Raw genomic sequence first — 19,376 nt, 5'->3', positions numbered from 1 at the left:
CCGTCATCCCAATCTTGTATCGCAACCAAGAACAAACTCAGGAGTCACACCATGCGACAAGATAAATTGACGACCAAGCTCCAGGAAGCGCTGGCAGATGCCCAGAGCCTGGCGGTCGGCAACGACAACCAATACATTGAAACGGTCCACCTGCTGGTGGCGCTGTTGAACCAGGACGACGGCAGTGCGCGTTCGCTGCTGCAGCGTGCCGGCGTGAACGTCGGCGCGCTGTCCAATGCGCTGAAGGCCTCGCTCGAGCGCCAGCCAAAGGTCACCGGTACCGGCGGCAACGTCCAGGTCGGGCGCGACCTGATGGGCCTGTTGAACCTGGCGGACCGTGAAGCGCAAAAGCGCGGCGACGGTTTCGTCTCGTCCGAGATGATCCTGCTGGCGCTGCTGGAAGACAAGTCCGACGCCGGCCGCCTGGCCCGTGAAAACGGCCTGGCGAAGAAGTCGCTCGAGGCGGCGATCCAGGCCGTGCGCGGTGGCGAAAGCGTCAATTCGCCCGAAGCCGAAGGGCAGCGCGAATCGCTCAAGAAATACACGCTCGACCTGACCGAGCGCGCCCGCGCCGGCAAGCTCGATCCGGTGATCGGCCGCGACGATGAAATCCGCCGCGCGATCCAGGTGCTGCAGCGTCGCAGCAAGAACAATCCGGTCCTGATCGGTGAGCCGGGTGTGGGCAAGACGGCCATCGTCGAAGGCCTGGCGCAGCGCATCGTCAATGGCGAAGTGCCCGATTCGCTCAAGGGCAAGCGCGTGCTGTCGCTCGACATGGCCTCGCTCCTGGCCGGCGCGAAGTTCCGCGGCGAATTTGAAGAGCGCCTGAAAAGCGTGCTGAAAGAGCTGGCGCAGGACGAAGGCCAGACGATCGTCTTCATCGACGAGCTGCACACGATGGTGGGCGCCGGCAAGGCCGAAGGCGCGATGGACGCCGGCAATATGCTCAAGCCGGCGCTGGCGCGCGGTGAGCTGCACTGCGTCGGCGCGACCACGCTCGACGAATACCGCAAGTATGTCGAAAAGGATGCTGCGCTCGAGCGCCGCTTCCAGAAGATCATCGTTGACGAGCCGAGTGTCGAGGCGACGATCGCCATCCTGCGCGGGCTGCAGGAGAAATACGAGCTGCACCACCAGGTCGACATCACCGACGCGGCGATCATCGCGGCGGCCGAGCTGTCGCACCGCTACATCACCGACCGCTTCCTGCCCGACAAGGCCATCGACCTGATCGACGAAGCGGCGGCCAAGATCAAGATCGAGATCGATTCCAAGCCCGAAGTCATGGACCGCCTTGAGCGGCGCATGATCCAGCTGAAGATCGAGCGCGAAGCCGTGCGCCGCGAGACCGATGAAGCGTCGCAGCGCCGCCTCGAGCTGCTGGGCGAGGAAATCGTGCGCCTTGAGCGCGAGTACAACGACTTCGAAGAAATCCTGAAGGCCGAGAAGGCCGCGGTGCAGGGCACCACGCACATCAAGGAAGAGATCGAGCGCATCCGCTACCAGATGGAAGAAGCGCGCCGCCAGAGCAACTGGCAGCAGGCCTCCGAGCTGCAGTATGGCCGCCTGCCGGAACTCGAAGCGCAGCTGCGCGACGCCGAAGCGAGCACCGCTCGCGCCGAACTCGACGGCCAGAAGCCCAAGCTTCTGCGCACGCAGGTTGGCGCCGAGGAAATCGCCGAAGTGGTCTCGCGCGCGACCGGCATCCCCGTCACGCGCATGCTGCAGGGCGAGCGTGACAAGCTGCTGCACATTGAGGACGAGCTGCACAAGCGGGTCGTGGGCCAGGACGAAGCCATCGAAGCGGTGTCGGACGCGATCCGCCGTTCGCGCGCCGGCCTGTCCGACCCGGATCGCCCATATGGTTCGTTCATGTTCCTGGGCCCGACCGGTGTCGGTAAAACCGAGCTGTGCAAGGCGCTGGCCGGCTTCCTGTTCGATACGCAGGACGCGATGATCCGCATCGACATGAGCGAATTCATGGAGAAGCATTCGGTGGCCCGCCTGATCGGCGCGCCGCCGGGGTATGTTGGCTATGAAGAGGGCGGTTACCTGACCGAAGCCGTGCGGCGCAAACCGTACAGCGTGATCCTGCTCGACGAGATCGAAAAGGCGCACCCGGACGTGTTCAATGTGTTGCTGCAGGTGCTGGACGATGGCCGCATGACCGATGGTCAGGGCCGCACGGTCGACTTCAAGAACACGGTGATCGTGATGACGTCGAACCTCGGTTCGCACCGGATCCAGACGATGGAGAGCGATGAGCCGGCCGTCGTGAAGATGGCGGTGATGGCCGAGGTACGCGGGCACTTCCGTCCCGAGTTCATCAACCGTATCGACGAGATCGTCGTGTTCCATGCACTCGATGAGAAGAACATTGGCGCGATTGCCCGCATCCAGCTGCAGATTCTGGAAGCGCGCCTGGCCAAGATGGACATGACGCTCGACATCGACGAAGAGGCGCTGCAGAAGATCGCCGAAGCAGGCTACGACCCGGTGTACGGCGCAAGGCCGCTCAAGCGGGCGATCCAGCAGCAGATCGAAAATCCGCTGTCGAAAGCGATCCTGTCGGGCCGCTTCGGACCGAAGGACGTGATTCCCGTGCGGGTGCGGGGTGGCGAGCTGACCTTCGGAGAGCAGACGGTCGAACTGGCGAAGTAAGCCGGTTCGGTGGCAATGAAAAGGGCGCGGCAATTGCCGCGCCCTTTGTCGTTTCTTGACGGGAGGTAGGGTGGGCGGGGGCGCCGAGCTGGCTTTGCCGTCCACGCGTTCAATTCAATCTCGCTCCGTGGTATGCGAAGGCAAGTTGAACGCGTGCGCGGGAAACCCGCACACCCTACCTGTGGCCAATTCGCGCCAGGAGCATTGCCGGGTCCGTGGTCGTTTCTTGATGGGAAATAAGGCGCCATATTTCAGGATGCGAAATGATCGTCGTGCAATGCGAAATGCGCAGCATGACAACGGACGCTTTTCTTACCATCGTAAGAAATTTCATTCCGGATCATGATATGAGCAATACAAGCCATTGATATTATTAGTAATTATTTTAGTCGTATGTCTTATAGAAGACTGATGGTGCCGCGCACAAACGGCTTTATGATTGTCTCAACGGATTCGCATGCTTGATCAAACGTCTTACTACCCTTCAGGAGAACACACCATGACTACCCGTGAACAGCAAATCGCCGAACTCCAGCAAGACTGGGACACCAATCCACGCTGGAAAGGCGTCGTGCGCAATTACACCGCCGCTGACGTCGTGCGTCTGCGTGGCTCGGTGCGCATCGAGCACACGCTGGCCAAGCGCGGCGCCGAGAAGCTGTGGAACCTGGTCAATGATGAGCCGTATGTGAACGCCCTGGGCGCGCTGACCGGTAACCAGGCCATGCAGCAGGTCAAGGCCGGCCTGAAAGCGATCTACCTGTCGGGCTGGCAAGTGGCAGGCGACGCCAACGCCGCTGGCGAAATGTATCCGGACCAGTCGCTGTATCCGGCCAACTCGGTGCCGCTGGTCGTGCGCCGCATCAACAACACGTTCCAGCGCGCCGACCAGATCCAGTGGTCGGAAGGCAAGGACGACATCGATTACTTCGCACCGATCGTGGCCGATGCCGAAGCCGGTTTCGGCGGCGTGCTCAATGCCTATGAACTGATGAAGTCGATGATCGAAGCCGGCGCATCGGGCGTGCACTTCGAGGATCAACTGGCCTCGGTCAAGAAGTGTGGCCACATGGGCGGTAAGGTGCTGGTGCCGACCCGCGAAGCCATCGAGAAGCTCAACGCCGCCCGCCTGGCAGCCGACGTGATGGGCACCACGACGCTCGTCATCGCCCGCACCGACGCCGAAGCGGCCGACCTGCTCACGTCCGACGTCGACGCCAATGACAGGGAGTTCTGCACCGGCGAGCGCACGGTCGAGGGTTTCTTCCGCGTCCAGCCGGGCGTCGAGCAAGCGATTTCGCGCGGCCTGGCCTATGCGCCGTTCGCCGACCTGGTCTGGTGCGAAACCGGCAAGCCCGACCTCGAATTCGCGCGCCGTTTTGCTGATGCGATCCACGCCAAGTTTCCAGGCAAGATGCTGGCCTATAACTGCTCGCCGTCGTTCAACTGGAAAAAGAATCTGGACGACGCGACCATCGCCAAATTCCAGCGCGAGCTGGGCGCGATGGGTTACAAGTTCCAGTTCATCACGCTGGCCGGCTTTCACTCGCTCAATTACGGCATGTTCAATCTGGCCCACGGCTATGCACGCACCGGCATGTCGGCCTTCGTCGAGCTGCAAGAGGCCGAGTTCGCCGCCGCCGAAAAAGGGTTCACCGCCGTCAAGCACCAGCGCGAAGTCGGCACCGGCTACTTCGACGCCGTGACCCAGGCCATCCAGCAGGGCCAGAGCTCGACCACGGCGCTGCACGGCTCGACCGAGGACGAACAGTTCTTTGAAGAAAAGAAAGTCGCCTGACTAGCACACTGATGGCGCGCTGGCCGCAACCTCACAAGGGTTGCGGCTTTTTTTATGTCGACCGCAGATCGCACCGATTCCCAGCCGGGCCCGGTTGTAGTGGATAATGGCGCCTAATATCGCCGCCAGTTTCGCGCGGCAACGTCACTTTTAGGAATTCCAGCTTATGTTGAGCTACCGCCACGCCTTCCACGCGGGTAATCACGCCGATGTCCTCAAGCACTTCATCCAGGTGCAACTGCACCAGTACATGAACCAGAAGGATGCGGCCTACACCTATATCGATACCCACTCGGGCGCCGGCGTGTACGCACTCGACAGTTTCCAGTCGACCAAGACCGCCGAATTCGATACTGGCATCGGCCCGCTGTGGGCGCTCACCGACGTCCCGGCGCCCCTGAAGGAATACCTCGACCTGATCAAGGGCATGAACCCGAGCGGCAAGATGCGCTACTACCCGGGTTCGCCGTATGTTGCCGAGCAGATGGCGCGTGAGCAGGATCGCCTGCGCCTGTTCGAGCTGCACCCGGCCGATTGCAAGATCCTGGCCGATAACTTCCGCAAGCTCGACGCCCACAAGGCCGAGCAGGGCGAGCGCTCGCGCGGTCGCCGCGTGATGATCGACCGGGGCGACGGCTTCGACAGCATGAAGGCCCTGCTGCCGCCACCGTCGCGCCGCGCGCTGGTGCTGATCGACCCGCCATACGAAGTCAAGGATGACTACAAGCGTGTGAAAGAAGCGCTCGACGACGCGCTGCTGCGCTTCCCGAGCGGCATTTACGCGGTCTGGTATCCGGTACTCCAGCGCATGGAATCGCGCCAGTTTGCCGACCGCCTGAAGCGCGTGCCGGCCAAGGAATGGCTGAACGTCACGCTGACGATCCAGACCCCGACCCCGGACGGCACGGGCCTGCACAGCTCCGGCATGTTCATCCTGAACCCGCCGTACACGCTCGAGCCGATCCTGCGCGAAGTGCTGCCGTATCTGGTGCGCGTGCTGGGCAAGGACGCGGGCGCACGCTTCACGATCGAAAAGGGCACCCAGGTCACGGGCACGGCCCTCGGCCGCAGCGCCAGCCGTACCGACGGCGCCGCCGGCATGCCGCGCCAGCCGATCGGCAATGCGCGCCGCGCCAGCCCGCTGTCGGGCAAGGGCAGTCTGCGCCTGCCGGGCCAGGTGATGCCGCGCGAAGGCGACGAGCCAACAGCGCCGGTCAAGCCAACGCGCACGGGCACGGGCCGTCCGACGCAGGATGCTGGCCGACCGGGCGCGCCACCGCGCTCGAGTGCGCCGAAGAGTGCCGCACCGCGCGCGCCTCGTGCACCGGGCGCCCCATCGCGCGCGGCGTCGGATCCTGCCGCGCCGCGTGCACCCCGCACCGGTGGCGATCGCCCGGCGACGCCGGGTGCACCGCGCACCGGCCGCACCCGCCAGGGTGGCGGTCGCAGCTAGCATTCGATTTGATGTCGAAATGCTAAGATTGATGTTTTTGTAGTATAGTCGGTGCAGGTGGCACGCGGGCGCGTGCTGCCAGCGCGCCGCGATCCGCCGCGACAGTTTCCAGGAGTAATATTTCAATGCATGCTGATGCAACGGCAGCGGTCTTGGTGCCGTCTGACGATTTTTTCCTCGCACGGCAACCCATTCTCGGGCGCGACCAGCAATTGCTGGCGTTCGAGCTGCTGTTTCGTGCTGCCGGCGAGGACGAAGACGCCAAGCTGACCGACGGCGCCGCCGCGACGGCGGCCGTCATTTCGCATGCGTCCCAGCTTGGCATGGAGCAGGTGGTGGGCGATCAGCTCGCCTTCGTCAATGTCGACGCTGTCGTCCTGATGAGCGACTTCGTGCGCTTCCTGCAGCCGCATAAAGTCATTCTCGAAATCCTGGAAACCGTCAAACCCACGCCCGAGTTGCTGGCGCGGGTGGACGAACTGAAAAACCTCGGCTTCAAGTTCGCCGTTGACGACGTCATCGAGCATTCGCCCGAACTCGATCAGCTGATCTCGCTGATCGACATCATCAAGGTCGATATCAAGGGCGTGGCCCCGGATGCGCTGGGCGATCTGGTCGCGTCGCTGAAAAAGACCGGCAAGCGCCTGCTGGCTGAAAAAGTCGAGACGATCGAAGAGTTCAAGCTGTGCATGGAACTCGGTTTCGAATACTTCCAGGGTTATTACTTTGCGCGGCCCGTGATCCTCAGCGGCCGCAAGATCGCCCCGACCGAAGTCGTGCTGCTGCGCTTGCTCGAGCTGGTCAATTCCAACGCCGACAACCAGACCATCGAGACGGCCGTCAAGCGCGACGCGCTGGTCAGCCTGAACCTGCTGCGCCTGGTCAACAGCCGCGCGGTGCCGGGTCCGCGCATCGAATCGCTGTCACAGGCGCTGGCGGTGCTGGGCCGGCGCCAGCTGGGCCGCTGGCTGCAGATCCTGCTGTACACGGCGGCAGGCGCGCAGGTTTCGCTTGATTCGCCGTTGCTGCAACTGGCCACCACGCGCGGCAAGCTGCTCGAACTGATGACGCTGCGCGTGCGCCCCGGCGATACGGCCAGCGCCGACCGCGCGTTCACGGTCGGCATCATGTCGCTGGCCGAAGCGCTGTTCTCGGTGCGCATGGCCGACATCCTCGTTCACGTCGAGGTCGCGCATGACGTACGCGACGCGCTGATCGACCGCGATGGCGACTTCGGCACGATGCTGCGCATCGCCGAGCTGCTCGAAACGGCCGTCGGCGGCCGCAAGCTCAATGCCGAACTCAAGAAGATCGGGCTGACGGTGCCCGAGGTGCGCGAGATCGAACTGGCAGCGTTCGACTGGGTCCGCGAGCTGACCCACGACGTCCGCTGAGTCCGGCCAATCCTTTACTGACCCAGCAGCAGGAACACGGTCGGCTTCTTGTTGAAGTCCGGCCCCTTGTCCGCCCCCAGTGCTGCCTTCCACTTTGCCGCCGTCATCGTGCGCACTGACTCGCTCGGCAACGACAGGTCGGTGGCCACGCACACCAGCGTACCCGGCTGGCAACCCGCCACCAGCGCCTCGAGCATCGCGCCATTGCGATACGGCGTTTCGATGAACAGCTGCGTCTGGCGCTCGCCGCGTGAACGCGTTTCCAGCTCGCGGATGCGTTTCGTGCGCAGTGCCGAATCGGTGGGCAGGTAGCCATTGAAGGCGAAGCTCTGGCCGTTCAGGCCGCTGGCCATGACGGCCAGCAGCAGCGACGACGGGCCGACCAGCGGCCGCACGGCAATCCCGTGCTGATGCGCCAGGCGCACGAGGTCGGCGCCCGGGTCGGCCACGGCCGGTACGCCGGCTTCCGACACCAAACCTGCATCGCGCCCTGCCAGGAGTGGCGCCAGCAATTGCGTCAGCGCCGCGGCCGGCGTGTTCACGTTCAGTTCGGCGATCTCGATTTCCTGCAGCGGCTTGGCCAGTGGATGGTCGATCGCGATCAGTTTCAGGAACGCGCGCGCCGTTTTGGCGTTTTCGGCCACAAAATAATCGAGCGAGCTGGTCAGCGCCTGCACTTGTGTCGGCAGCAGGCCGTTCAGGCAGCCGGGGGCGGCGTCGAGTGGGCCGAGGGTATTGGGAATCAGGTACAGGGTGCCGGGCATGGGTCGTTTCAGGTAAGTGGTCAGGTGCCGAAGAAGCGCACACCGGCGCGCCGCAGCATGCCGGTCAGGGCGATGAGCGGCAAGCCGGTGAGGGCGGTCGGATCAAGCGAGTGAATGTGGTCGATCAGGGCGATGCCCAGGCCTTCGTTCTTGGCGCTGCCAGCGCAGTCGTATGGCTGTTCGATGCGCAGGTAGGCGTCGAGTTCGGCATCTGGCAGGTCGCGAAAGCGCACGCGGACCTGCACATTGTCGACCTGGGCGGCGGCGGCGGGGTTGGCAGCGCGCCCGTCCCACAGGCACAAGGCCGTATGGAACACGACTTCACGGCCCCGCATCAATTGCAGTTGCGCCAGCGCGCGTGCATGGTCACCCGGCTTGCCGATTTGCAGATCGTCGAGCGTGGCGACCTGGTCGGAGCCGATCACGAGCGCGCCCGGATGCAGGCGTGCCACGGCCTCGGCCTTGGCGCGCGCCAGGCGCAGCGCGGTTGCCGGCGGCGTTTCACCAGGTAGCGGGGTTTCATCGAGACCGGGCGCGATGGCCTCGAATGGCAGGCCGAGCCGGCCCAGTAATTCGTGCCGGTACGCCGAGCTCGAGGCGAGGATCAGGCGGGGCGGGGTAGAGCTTGTTATCATGCGGCCCTCGGGATAAATCGGCAGCGAAGCCACAGTTTCATGGCGCTGCGGTGAAAAGCCTGCTATTATCGCAGGTTTTCCGGGACGACTTTCTAAATGAGCGCTTTCATCATTGATGCCTTCGAGTTTTGCAAGAGCGATGGTTTTCGTGAAGGCAGCACGCCCCTGGTCGAAATGACCCGGCTGGCCGCAGAGAGTTCCGAAAAAGGCGGCGACATTCGCTGGACGATGCAAGGTGGTCAAACCCGTCACGGTTATCCGTCGCTGACCCTCGCGGTCGCCGGTCACGTGAAGCTGGAATGCCAGCGTTGCCTGCAACCCATGGATTACGACATCGATTCGTCGACCATGCTGGTGCTGGGCAAGGATGACGAAGAAGCCGATGCCATCGAAATCGTTCTCGACGACGACAGCATCGATGTGATCGTGGGCAGCCGCACCTGCGATATTCGCCAGTTGCTCGAAGACGAAGCCCTGCTGGCATTGCCGCAGTCGCCAAAGCACGATGTCTGCCCAGAAACCAAGCTGCTGGACAGCCTGAAGAACGAGAAGCCGTCGCCATTTGCCGGCCTCAAGAATCTCAAGACAGAATGATGTAGTACCAACAAAGAGCAGGATCGGTTTCGCAGTACGGTGGCGGCAGCGTAGAAAGAATGTCGCCCAAAATTTGCAAAGAATGTGTCAGACGCGTGCAGCGCTCGAGTATGGCATTGGTAGTAGAAGTAGACGGAAACGTGTCGGCAATCCCGGGGGTCATCCTTGAAGATTGCTGCTGGGATACTCGATGCGCAAATCGTTGCACGTCGAATGTGTTAAAATTTTAGAACTTAGTATTAGGAGTTATCATGGCTGTTCAGCAGAATAAAAAATCCCCATCGAAGCGCGGTATGCACCGTTCGCACGACTTCCTGGTTGCACCAAACCTGGCAGTCGAGCCAACCACCGGCGAAACGCACCTGCGTCACCACATCAGCCCTAACGGTTTCTACCGTGGTCGCAAAGTTCTGAAGACCAAAAACGACGAGTAATCGACGTCCTGGCTTTTAGAACCATGAAAGCGGCGCAACGTATGTTATCTGCGTGGCGCCGCTTTTTCTTTGGCATCTGCTCAGGCATTGTTGGCATTGCGGGCATGTGTTTCGCCCCGTCATGTTGAGCAGCGCGGATCCTGTGCGCCTCCTGGCGACGAATCGATCCCATCTGGCCGCCAGTCCTGTGTGAGCCGCGGCATTCCCAATACATGACCATAAAAATTTCCATTGACTGCATGGGTGGCGATCACGGCCCGTCAGTAACCATTCCGGCAGCAATCTCGTTCCTCAAGAAGCAGGATGACGCCGAGCTCGTGCTCGTGGGTGTCGAAGAGGTGCTGCGCGCAGAACTCAAGAAACACCACGGCGACAAATTGCCGCGTCTCACGATCAAGAACGCGACCGAAGTTGTCGCAATGGACGATCCGATCGAGGTGGCCCTGCGCCGCAAGAAGGATTCGTCGATGCGTGTGGCGATCGAGCTGGTGAAAGACGGCAGCGCCAATGCCTGCGTCTCGGCCGGCAACACCGGCGCCCTGATGGCCGTCTCGCGCTACGTGCTCAAGACGATGCCCGGCGTCGATCGTCCGGCGATCTGCTCGATCATGCCGAACCAGAAGAACGGCCCGACCTATATCCTGGATCTGGGCGCGAACGTCGATTGCGAACCGCATCACCTGCACCAGTTCGCCATCATGGGCTCGGTGCTGTGCTCGGCGATCGAAGGCATTCCCCGCCCGACCATTGGCCTGCTCAATGTCGGCACCGAAGACATCAAGGGCAATGAGGTGGTCAAGGCCACCGGCGTGCTGCTGCGCGACGATGCTGCCCGCGGCAAGCTCAATTTCTACGGCAATGTCGAAGGCAATGACATCTTCAAGGGCACCGTCGACGTCGTCGTCTGCGACGGTTTCGTCGGCAACGTGATGCTCAAGGCGATCGAAGGCCTGTCGCGCTTCATGAAATCGACCTTCAAGTCCGACATCATGTCGATGGTCGGCGCCGTGTTCGCACGCAAGGCCATGAAGAAACTCAATCCCGAGCGCTACAATGGCGCCGGTCTGCTGGGCCTGAAGGGCCTGGTGTTCAAGAGCCACGGCGGCGCCAACGCCTATTCGTTCGAATGGGCGATCAAGCGTGCCTATGAGGCCGCGCACAATAATGTGCAAGAACAGTTGTCGGCACTAATTACCGAGCTGATGCCGAATTCAACGGGCGCTGCCGAAGCGCCCATGCCGGTGCTCGAGCCCGTGTCCACGATCGAGCGCCAGGCGCAATAACCGAGCGGATGGTGAAGCAATGACCCTGTACAGCAAAATCACCGGCACCGGCAGCTACCTGCCGGCCAACCGAGTCACCAATGAAGCGCTGGCCACGCGGCTGGCTGCGCAAGGTGTCGAAACGTCGCACGAATGGATTGTTACCCGCAGCGGCATCGAGGCGCGCCACTTCGCCGCCGCCGATGAGCTCTCATCCGACCTGGCCGTGCACGCCGCGCGCCGGGCGCTCGAGATGGCCGGCCGCGAGGCGGGCGACATCGACCTCGTCATCGTCGCCAGTTCCACCCCCGATTTCCACGGCAGTTTCCCGAGCACGGCCTGCATCGTCCAGCAAAAGCTGGGGATGGCGGGTGGCAGCGCCGCCTTCGACGTGCAGGCGGTCTGCAGCGGCTTCGTCTACGCGCTATCGACAGCCGACGCGTTCATCCGCGCCGGCAACCACAAGCGCGTGCTCGTGATCGGTTCCGAGATTTTCTCGCGCATCGTCGACTTCAATGACCGTGGCACCTGCGTGCTGTTCGGCGATGGCGCCGGCGCCGTGCTGCTGGAAGTGTCGAATGAGCCGGGCATCCTGGCCACCAAACTGCACGCCGACGGCAGCCACGCCGACATCCTGTCGATCCCGGGCAACCTGGCGGGCGGCGCCGTTGCCGGCAGCGGTTTCCTGCACATGGACGGCCCGGCCGTGTTCAAGCTGGCCGTGTCGGTGCTCGAAAAAGTCGCGCACGAAGTGCTCGATACGGCCGGCGTCACACCGGACCAGATCGACTGGCTGGTGCCGCACCAGGCCAATATCCGCATCATGAACGGCACTGCCAGGAAGCTCGGCCTGCCGCTGGAAAAAATGGTTGTCACCGTCAATGAGCACGGCAATACCTCGGCCGCCTCGATTCCGCTGGCGCTCGACCAGGCGGTGCGCGATGGCCGCATCAAGCCGGGCCAGAACGTGCTGATGGAAGGCGTGGGCGGTGGCTTTACCTGGGGCGCCGTGCTGGCGCGCATGTAACGAGTCGCACGCTGCGTCGCACTCACCGGCGGCACTCCCAAGAACCAATTACTACGGATACATCACGATGAGCAACTTCGCATTCCTGTTTACCGGACAAGGCGCCCAGGCAGTGGGCATGCTGAACGGTTTCGCCGGCAACCCGGTTGTCGACCGTACCGTGCAAGAAGCCTCCGACGCCCTCGGCTTCGATCTGCAGCGCCTGATCGCCGACGGCCCGAAAGAAGACCTCGATCTCACCACCAACACCCAGCCAGTCATGCTGACCGCCGCCGTGGCCGTGTACCGCGCCTGGATCGCGGCTGGCGGCCCGGCGCCGTCCGTTGTCGCCGGCCACAGCCTGGGCGAATACTCGGCGCTGGTCGCCGCCGGCGTGATCCCGTTTGCCGACGCCGTGCCGCTGGTGCGCTTTCGCGCGCAGTCGATGCAGGACGCGGTGCCGGTCGGGCAGGGCGGCATGGCCGTCATTCTCGGCTTGCAGGCCGACGACGTGCGCGCAGTCTGTGCCGAAGCCGCACAGGGCGAGATCGTGGAAGCGGTCAATTTCAATGAACCGACCCAGATCGTGATCGCCGGCCACACGGCGGCGGTCGAGCGCGCCTGCGAGATCGCCAAGGCGAAGGGCGCCAAGCGCGCCATGAAGCTGTCGGTCTCGGCGCCGTTCCACTCGTCGCTGCTGAAACCCGCATCGGATCGGCTGCGCGAGTACATGCGCACGCTGACCTTTGCCGTACCGCAAATCCCCGTCATCAACAACGTCGATGTCGTCGTGTTGAATGATCCGGAACAGATCAAGGATGCGCTGGTGCGTCAGGCCGCCGGTCCGGTGCGCTGGGTCGAGACGATGCAGAAGATGGCGCAGGACGGCGTCACGCAGGTCATCGAGTGCGCACCGAGCAAGACGCTCGTGGGCATGGCCAAGCGCATCGATCCGGCGCTGGTCGGCGACGCGCTGGTCGACCAGGCCGCGCTCGAGCGCGTGCTGGCCATGTTCAACGCGTAACGCTGGCGCAGCACCAACAACCCCAACAAGAGGACCACCATGAATCTGGAAAACCAAGTCGCCCTGATCAGCGGCGCATCGCGCGGCATCGGCAAGGCCATCGCTCTTGAACTGGCCCGCCAGGGCGCCAAAGTCGTCGGCACGGCCACCAGCGATTCCGGCGCGCAGGCGATCTCGGACTACCTCGCGCCGTTCGGCGGCAAGGGCGTCGTCCTGAACGTGCTCGACAGCGAACGCTGCGCGGCCGTCGTGGCGGATGTGCAGAAGGAATTCGGCAGCCTGTCGATCCTCGTGAACAATGCCGGCATCACCCAGGACAACCTGGCCATGCGCATGAAGGACGAAGAGTGGGACGGCGTGATCGCCACCAACCTGACCGCCGTCGGCCGCCTGTCGCGCCTGGTGCTGCGCGGGATGATGAAGGCCAAGGCCGGCCGCATCATCAACATCACGTCGGTGGTGGGCGCCTCGGGCAATCCGGGCCAGATGAACTACGCGGCGGCCAAGGCCGGCGTGGCCGGCATGACCCGCGCGCTGGCGCGCGAGATCGGCAGCCGTAACATCACCGTCAATTGCGTCGCGCCGGGCTTCATCGATACCGACATGACCAAGTCGCTGGGCGACGACCAGCACGCTGCACTGCTGACCCAGATTCCGCTGGGCCGCCTGGGTCAGCCGGAAGACATCGCCCATGCGGTGGCGTTCCTTGCCGGTCCGCAAGCGGCCTACATCACGGGCACCGAGCTGCACGTGAACGGCGGCATGTACATGAATTAAGTATATTAAGCATCAAGTAAGAAAACAGCAGCAATAAAGGGATGGATTGCACGATAATTGGCCCCGTTTGAACAGGACGATATCGGTGCAATCCCGACTTTTAGCAGGACTTTCCGGCGAGTTAGGCGCAGTCGCCGAAAATAGTTTTTCAGGTCGCAAACCTGATAAAATGCGCGCACTTTCCGCAACACATACCTTAATGGAGCTACAACATGTCGGATATCGAACAACGCGTTAAAAAAATCGTCGCTGAGCAACTGGGTGTTGCTGAAGCAGACATCAAAATCGAATCCTCGTTCGTTGACGACCTCGGTGCTGACTCGCTGGACACCGTCGAGCTGGTGATGGCTCTGGAAGATGAGTTCGAAATGGAAATCCCTGACGAACAGGCTGAGAAGATCACCACCGTCAAACAAGCCATCGACTACGCTACCGCGCACGTCAAAGCCTGAGTCGGGGTCTAGTAGTCGCTTTACAGTTTTTGGGAGAATCGCTTGAGTCGTTCACGCAACCGCCGTGTCGTCGTCACTGGCCTGGGCTGCATTTCACCAATCGGTAACACCGTTACCGAAGCGTGGGATGCAGCGCTGGCTGGCAAGTCGGGTATTGCCGCCATCACCAAGTTTGATGCGTCGCAATTCACGACCCACTTCGCTGGTGAAGTAAAGAACTTCGTCGTCGAGGATTACCTGCCGGGCAAAGAAGGCCGCCATATGGATAGCTTTATCCATTACGGTATGGCAGCCGGGATCCAGGCCCTGCAGGATTCGGGCCTGGTTGTTACCGAAGAAAATGCGGACCGCATTGGCGTGGTGATCGGTTCGGGCATCGGCGGCCTGCCGCTGATCGAAGCCACCAAAGAGGAATACATGAACCGCGGCGCACGCCGTATTTCGCCGTTCTTCGTGCCAGCCTCGATCATCAACATGATCTCGGGCGATCTCTCGATCAAGTTCGGCCTGCGTGGTCCGAACCTGGCCATCGTCACCGCTTGCACCACCGGTCTGCACAGTATCGGCGCGGCAGCGCGCCTGATCGAATACGGCGATGCCGACGTGATGATCGCGGGCGGCGCCGAGTCGACCGTGTCGCCACTGGGCCTGGGCGGCTTCGCCTCGGCACGCGCGCTGTCGACCCGCAACGATGATCCGGCCACGGCCTCGCGTCCATGGGACCGCGACCGCGACGGCTTCGTGCTGGGCGAGGGCGCCGGTGTCATGGTCGTCGAAGAGTATGAACACGCTGTCGCGCGCGGCGCCCGCATCTATGCTGAAGTCATCGGCTTCGGCATGAGCGCGGACGCCAACCACATCACCTCGCCGGTCGAGGATGGCAGTGGCGCGGCACGTTGCATGGTCAACGCGCTCAACAACGCCGGCATCAATGCCGACCAGGTGCAGTACGTGAATGCGCACGGCACCTCGACGCCATTGGGCGATGCCGCAGAAGTGCGCGGCATCAAGCGCGTATTTGGCGACCATGCCAAGAAGATTGTCGTGAATTCGACCAAGTCGATGACCGGTCACCTGCTTGGTGGCGCCGGCGGCCTGGAATCGGTGTTCACGGTACTGGCGATCCATAACCAGATCTCGCCGCCGACGATCAACATCTTCAACCAGGATCCCGAGTGCGACCTGGACTTCTGCGCCAACACGGCGCGTGAGATGAAGATCGATTACGCGGTAAAGAACTCGTTCGGATTTGGCGGTACCAACGGTACGCTCGTTTTCGCGAAAATCTGAACTTGACCAGCCCCATCCCGGTCGAACGGGATGGGCGCTTCTGCAGCCCGGTGCATTGCCCGCTTGTTGTTCTACAGCGGTGATGTTCCGGTGCTGGCGGCAACGTCCGCAGCTTGCCCGCCGGGCCAGCTAATCATGCTTCCCTCGTTGTATGAACTGTGCGGTGTCTGTCATCGTCCGGCCGTCGCGTTGCCTGTACTGGCTGTGCGCTGCGCTCGGTGGCGCCCTCATTGCGACCGCCCTGGTCATCGGCCTCGCCACGCCTGAACGCTTCGCGTTGGGCGGGCTCGTCGCCCTTGTGCCGCTGGCCGGCGCTGCGGCGCTGGGGTGGCCACTGGTCCGCGCACGCCATCGTCATCGTCATCGTCTGCAGGCATGCTCACAGGCTGATTCCCATGCACTTTTGCCCGAATTTGGAACGGCACACCGCCTTGATATTTCTGGACTTGGGCAGCTACGCCTGACGGTACAACAAGAGATGCGCGCAGCCGGCGCGGCGGGCGCACCGCACGTAGCGGGTTCATCCGGACCCACGTCCGAAGGCGTTGCGGTGACGCTGCTGCCGGGCGCCACGGTCTGGCCGGGCTGCATCCTGCTGCGTCTGCGTACGGCGGCTGGCAAGACCGTATCGCTCGTCGTACTGCCCGACAGCGTGTCGCCAGGCGACTTTCGTGCGCTGTCCGTGGCGGTACGGTCGGTGGCGCAGGGTGTGCGCGAAGAAGCGACAAAAATACTTTGAACTTATTGCAGGGGATCAACTCTTAGGAGAGGGTCGCCAATGGGGCATGGTCCGTGACGACAGAACGCGAGAGTGATCAAGTGCTGGTGGAGCGCGTACAGGCAGGGGAACAAAAGGCGTTCGATCTGCTCGTCTCCAAGTACCAGCGCCGCTTGATGCGCCTGGTGTCGCGTCTTGTTCACGATCCGGCGGAAGCCGAAGACGTCGTGCAGGAAACGTTCATCAAGGCATATCGGGCACTGCGCCATTTTCGCGGTGATTCCGCCTTTTATACCTGGCTGTATCGGATAGGCATTAACACGGCCAAGAATTATCTGGTGACCCAGGGCAGGCGCGCACCGACCTCGACCGAGACCGACGCTGAAGGGGCCGAAGGCTTCGACGATGCGGACAGTCTGCGTGACATCAATACACCGGAGTCGATGTTGGCCAGTAAGCAGATCGCTCATACGGTGAATGCGGCCATGGAAGCGCTGCCCCTGGAACTACGCACGGCAATTGTCTTGCGCGAAATAGAAGGACTCAGCTACGAAGAAATATCCGAAGTGATGGCCTGTCCCATCGGTACGGTACGCAGCCGTATTTTTCGGGCGCGCGAAGTCATTGCCGAAAAATTGCGGCCTTTGCTTGAATTTCCGGTTGACAAGCGACGGTAGGTAGCGGGATCGTACGAACACAGCATTAAGATTGAACATACCGTGAACACACCGACGTCGACGGACACCCCGATGGACACCAACGAGACACTACGCGCGCATATCTCTGCGCTGGTCGACGGCGAATTGCCGCAGGCCGATGCCGAACTGGCGTTCGCCGCACTTCAGGAAAGGGATGGCAAAGCGGCGTGGGACCGGTACCACCTGATCAGGGACACGCTGCGCGCGACGCCGGCGCCAGCGTTGTCGCCCGGCTTTGCCGAACGGCTGGCGGCGCGTCTGGCGGCGGAGTCGGGAGCAGTGGCACCCGAGAATGGCGACAGCGCCGATGGCCACAATGGCAGTGCCAATGGCACCACCGAGTCAACACGCCAGGCCGCCATCCTCGCCAAGCCCGGCACTTCCTGAGCCGCGCTTCCTCCTCAGGTCAAGCTGTCACACAGTGCAGCCCTGGCCGTCCTGCACGCGACGCCTGGAAACGCGACAAAGCGCCGTTTTTGGCTTACCATTTGGTCAATCTTAGCCATTCAACAGCGAATCCATGACCAGTAAAACTGCCAGCCTGCTCTTGTCGGCACTGCTCGTGTCCGGCACCTCCGCATTCACCCTGTCGCCTGCCTGTGCCGCCGGCGCCGCGCCTGTGTCCGCGCCCACCGTCACGGGCTTGCCCGACTTCACCGATGTGATCGACAAGGTCGGCCCGGCCGTCGTCAATATCCGCACTACCGAACGTGTCAGCACGCGGGGCGGGGCGCCCGGCGAAGAAGAAATGCAGGAATTCTTGCGCCGCTTCTTCGGTGGCCAGATGCCGCCGCGCGGCGGCCGGCGCGGCCCGCCGCAAGCCGAAGAAGAGCGCGAAGTCCAGCGCGGCGTCGGCTCGGGCTTCATCATTTCGGGCGATGGTTACGTGCTGACCAATGCCCACGTGGTCGAAGGCGCCGACGAAGTCACGGTCACGCTGACCGACCGGCGCGAATTCAAGGCCAAGGTGCTGGGCGCCGACCGCCGCTCCGATGTGGCGCTGCTCAAGCTGACCGCGACGAACCTGCCCTACCTGCGCACGGGCGACTCCAGCAAGATCCGCGTCGGCGAATGGGTGCTGGCGATCGGCTCGCCATTCGGCCTCGAAAACACGGTCACGGCCGGCATCATTTCGGCCAAGTCGCGCGACACGGGCGAATACCTGCCGCTGATCCAGAGCGATGTGGCGGTCAACCCCGGCAACTCGGGCGGTCCGCTGATCAATATGCGCGGCGAAGTCATCGGCATCAATTCGCAGATCGCCACCTTGTCGGGTGCGTACAACGGCATCTCGTTTGCGGTACCGATCGATGAAGTCACGCGCGTCTCCGAGCAACTCAAGGCCACCGGCAAGGTCACGCGGGGCCGCATTGGCGTACAGATCAGCGAAGTCACGCGCGACGTGGCCGAATCGCTCGGTCTGGGCAAGGCGCGCGGCGCCGAAGTCTCGATGGTCGAGGCGGGCGGGCCGGCCGAGAAGGGCGGCATCAAGGTCGGCGACATCATCCTGGCCTTCAACAAGCAGCCGGTCGAGACCACGCGCGACCTGCCGCGCCTGGTGGGCGCCGCCAAGGTCGGCAGCCGCGCCAGCGTCACCGTCTGGCGCCGTGGCGCGCAGGTCGAGGTGCCAGTCACGATCGTCGAGCTGCAGGACGAGAAATCGACACCCGGCAAGCCTGCGGCGAAAAAGCCGGCACAGGGCGCGACGGCCAATGCGTTTGGCTTGACGTTGTCGGCCATCCCGCAAGCCGACCGCCGCCAGCTGGGCGTGGAGGGCGGCGTGCTGGTCGAGAACGCGACCGGCGCCGCAGCCAGCGCCGGCATCGAGCCGGGCGACGTACTCCTGCAGTGGAACAACACGCCGCTCACGAGCGTTGAACAGTTCGCGGGCCTGCTCGCCAGGCATGACAAGGCGAAGCCTGTGGCGCTGCTGGTGCAACGCGACGGCGCCACGCAATACCTGACCATCAAGCCGCGTCCCTGATGCACGCAGTGCCCGCCGCGCCACCAGTATCGTTCACGCTGTATGCGCGCGGGTATTGCCACCTGTGCGACGACATGCTGGCAGCGCTGCGGGCCATGGAAACCCCGGCGCAGCCATTCGCCATCAGCGTACTGGACGTCGACGCTGATCCCGCACTGGTGGCGCGCTTCGACGAGCTGGTGCCGGTGCTGTATGGCGCACCCGACCAGCCCGAGCTGTGCCATTACTTCCTCGACCGCGCCGCGGTGCTGGCCTACCTCGAGGGCCAGGCCCGAAATCCCGTTGGCCGTCCCGAAATCCGGTAAAATGCCGGGTTGGCGTGTTTCAAGACGGCCCTCCCCAGAATTGTTTGCTTTGCCATGGCGCTCGCCTGGGGACCGGCACGGCCCCGGCGCGGCGCTTTTTCTGTTTGCCGCGCGCGGCACGTGCACC

Annotated in this window: 19 protein-coding genes; 17 read left to right on the top strand and 2 right to left on the bottom strand. The window is 63.0% G+C overall.

The window, feature by feature from the left end; all coding sequences use genetic code 11:
* Positions 1 to 51 precede the first annotated feature (51 nt).
* From clpB to AC56LV_RS08785, 4 genes are all read left to right on the top strand, one after another.
* On the top strand, positions 52 to 2,661 hold the full coding sequence (gene clpB / locus AC56LV_RS08800) for an ATP-dependent chaperone ClpB (protein ID WP_499556987.1): 2,610 nt from the start codon (positions 52 to 54) through the stop codon (positions 2,659 to 2,661).
* Positions 2,662 to 3,160: 499 nt separating this feature from the next.
* Positions 3,161 to 4,459 (top strand): isocitrate lyase, encoded by a 1,299-nt coding sequence (gene aceA, locus AC56LV_RS08795; protein ID WP_499556986.1) that lies wholly within the window; start codon positions 3,161 to 3,163, stop codon positions 4,457 to 4,459.
* Positions 4,460 to 4,625: 166 nt separating this feature from the next.
* On the top strand, positions 4,626 to 5,912 hold the full coding sequence (locus AC56LV_RS08790; RefSeq protein ID WP_499556985.1) for a 23S rRNA (adenine(2030)-N(6))-methyltransferase RlmJ: 1,287 nt from the start codon (positions 4,626 to 4,628) through the stop codon (positions 5,910 to 5,912).
* Between the two features lie 125 nt (positions 5,913 to 6,037).
* Positions 6,038 to 7,306, top strand: a complete 1,269-nt coding sequence (locus AC56LV_RS08785; protein WP_499556984.1) for an EAL and HDOD domain-containing protein — start codon at positions 6,038 to 6,040, stop codon at positions 7,304 to 7,306.
* Positions 7,307 to 7,320: 14 nt separating this feature from the next.
* On the opposite strand, the gene AC56LV_RS08780 is transcribed toward AC56LV_RS08785, so the two are convergent.
* Together AC56LV_RS08780 and AC56LV_RS08775 are read right to left on the bottom strand one after the other, a co-directional pair.
* Positions 7,321 to 8,070 carry an SAM-dependent methyltransferase gene (locus tag AC56LV_RS08780; RefSeq protein WP_499556983.1) on the bottom strand — a complete coding sequence of 250 codons (750 nt, stop codon included), beginning with the start codon at positions 8,068 to 8,070 and terminating at the stop codon, positions 7,321 to 7,323.
* 20 nt (positions 8,071 to 8,090) lie between these two features.
* The gene (locus AC56LV_RS08775; protein ID WP_499556982.1) at positions 8,091 to 8,705 is read right to left on the bottom strand and encodes a Maf-like protein; all 615 of its coding nucleotides are present in this window, start codon (positions 8,703 to 8,705) and stop codon (positions 8,091 to 8,093) included.
* A 96-nt stretch (positions 8,706 to 8,801) separates the two neighbouring features.
* Between AC56LV_RS08775 and AC56LV_RS08770 the strand changes: the two genes are divergently transcribed.
* The 13 genes from AC56LV_RS08770 (at position 8,802) to AC56LV_RS08710 (ending at position 19,249) form a co-directional block, all read left to right on the top strand.
* Entirely contained in the window at positions 8,802 to 9,299 is a 498-nt protein-coding gene (locus AC56LV_RS08770; RefSeq protein WP_499556981.1) for a YceD family protein, read from the top strand.
* A gap of 251 nt (positions 9,300 to 9,550) precedes the next feature.
* Positions 9,551 to 9,733: a 50S ribosomal protein L32 gene (gene rpmF / locus AC56LV_RS08765; protein ID WP_028104096.1), complete on the top strand. Its 183-nt coding sequence runs from the start codon at positions 9,551 to 9,553 to the stop codon at positions 9,731 to 9,733.
* A 212-nt stretch (positions 9,734 to 9,945) separates the two neighbouring features.
* Positions 9,946 to 11,016: a phosphate acyltransferase PlsX gene (plsX, locus tag AC56LV_RS08760; RefSeq protein WP_332530891.1), complete on the top strand. Its 1,071-nt coding sequence runs from the start codon at positions 9,946 to 9,948 to the stop codon at positions 11,014 to 11,016.
* A gap of 19 nt (positions 11,017 to 11,035) precedes the next feature.
* Complete coding sequence (locus AC56LV_RS08755; protein WP_499556980.1) at positions 11,036 to 12,022, top strand: beta-ketoacyl-ACP synthase III; 987 nt, start codon at positions 11,036 to 11,038, stop codon at positions 12,020 to 12,022.
* Between the two features lie 67 nt (positions 12,023 to 12,089).
* Positions 12,090 to 13,025 carry an ACP S-malonyltransferase gene (gene fabD, locus AC56LV_RS08750; RefSeq protein ID WP_499556979.1) on the top strand — a complete coding sequence of 312 codons (936 nt, stop codon included), beginning with the start codon at positions 12,090 to 12,092 and terminating at the stop codon, positions 13,023 to 13,025.
* A gap of 39 nt (positions 13,026 to 13,064) precedes the next feature.
* Positions 13,065 to 13,802, top strand: coding sequence for a 3-oxoacyl-ACP reductase FabG (gene fabG, locus AC56LV_RS08745; protein ID WP_499556978.1), 738 nt, complete (start codon positions 13,065 to 13,067; stop codon positions 13,800 to 13,802).
* 212 nt (positions 13,803 to 14,014) lie between these two features.
* Positions 14,015 to 14,254 (top strand): acyl carrier protein, encoded by a 240-nt coding sequence (gene acpP / locus AC56LV_RS08740; RefSeq protein WP_020653257.1) that lies wholly within the window; start codon positions 14,015 to 14,017, stop codon positions 14,252 to 14,254.
* 42 nt (positions 14,255 to 14,296) lie between these two features.
* Entirely contained in the window at positions 14,297 to 15,544 is a 1,248-nt protein-coding gene (gene fabF / locus AC56LV_RS08735) for a beta-ketoacyl-ACP synthase II (RefSeq protein WP_332530887.1), read from the top strand.
* A 163-nt stretch (positions 15,545 to 15,707) separates the two neighbouring features.
* Entirely contained in the window at positions 15,708 to 16,283 is a 576-nt protein-coding gene (locus AC56LV_RS08730; RefSeq protein ID WP_499556977.1) for a protein YgfX, read from the top strand.
* A gap of 53 nt (positions 16,284 to 16,336) precedes the next feature.
* Positions 16,337 to 16,939 (top strand): RNA polymerase sigma factor RpoE, encoded by a 603-nt coding sequence (gene rpoE, locus AC56LV_RS08725; protein WP_183558226.1) that lies wholly within the window; start codon positions 16,337 to 16,339, stop codon positions 16,937 to 16,939.
* 42 nt (positions 16,940 to 16,981) lie between these two features.
* Positions 16,982 to 17,347, top strand: coding sequence for a sigma-E factor negative regulatory protein (locus AC56LV_RS08720; protein WP_499556976.1), 366 nt, complete (start codon positions 16,982 to 16,984; stop codon positions 17,345 to 17,347).
* Between the two features lie 133 nt (positions 17,348 to 17,480).
* Positions 17,481 to 18,944, top strand: coding sequence for a DegQ family serine endoprotease (locus AC56LV_RS08715; RefSeq protein ID WP_499556975.1), 1,464 nt, complete (start codon positions 17,481 to 17,483; stop codon positions 18,942 to 18,944).
* Entirely contained in the window at positions 18,944 to 19,249 is a 306-nt protein-coding gene (locus AC56LV_RS08710) for a glutaredoxin family protein (RefSeq protein WP_499556974.1), read from the top strand. The genes AC56LV_RS08715 and AC56LV_RS08710 overlap by 1 nt, the downstream gene beginning before the upstream one ends.
* Positions 19,250 to 19,376: the final 127 nt, after the last annotated feature.

The sequence above is a fragment of the Telluria sp. RB2R28 genome, assembly GCF_059685835.1.
Note: the sequence above shows the minus strand (reverse complement) of the source record. Positions and strands in the feature narration are given on the sequence as shown.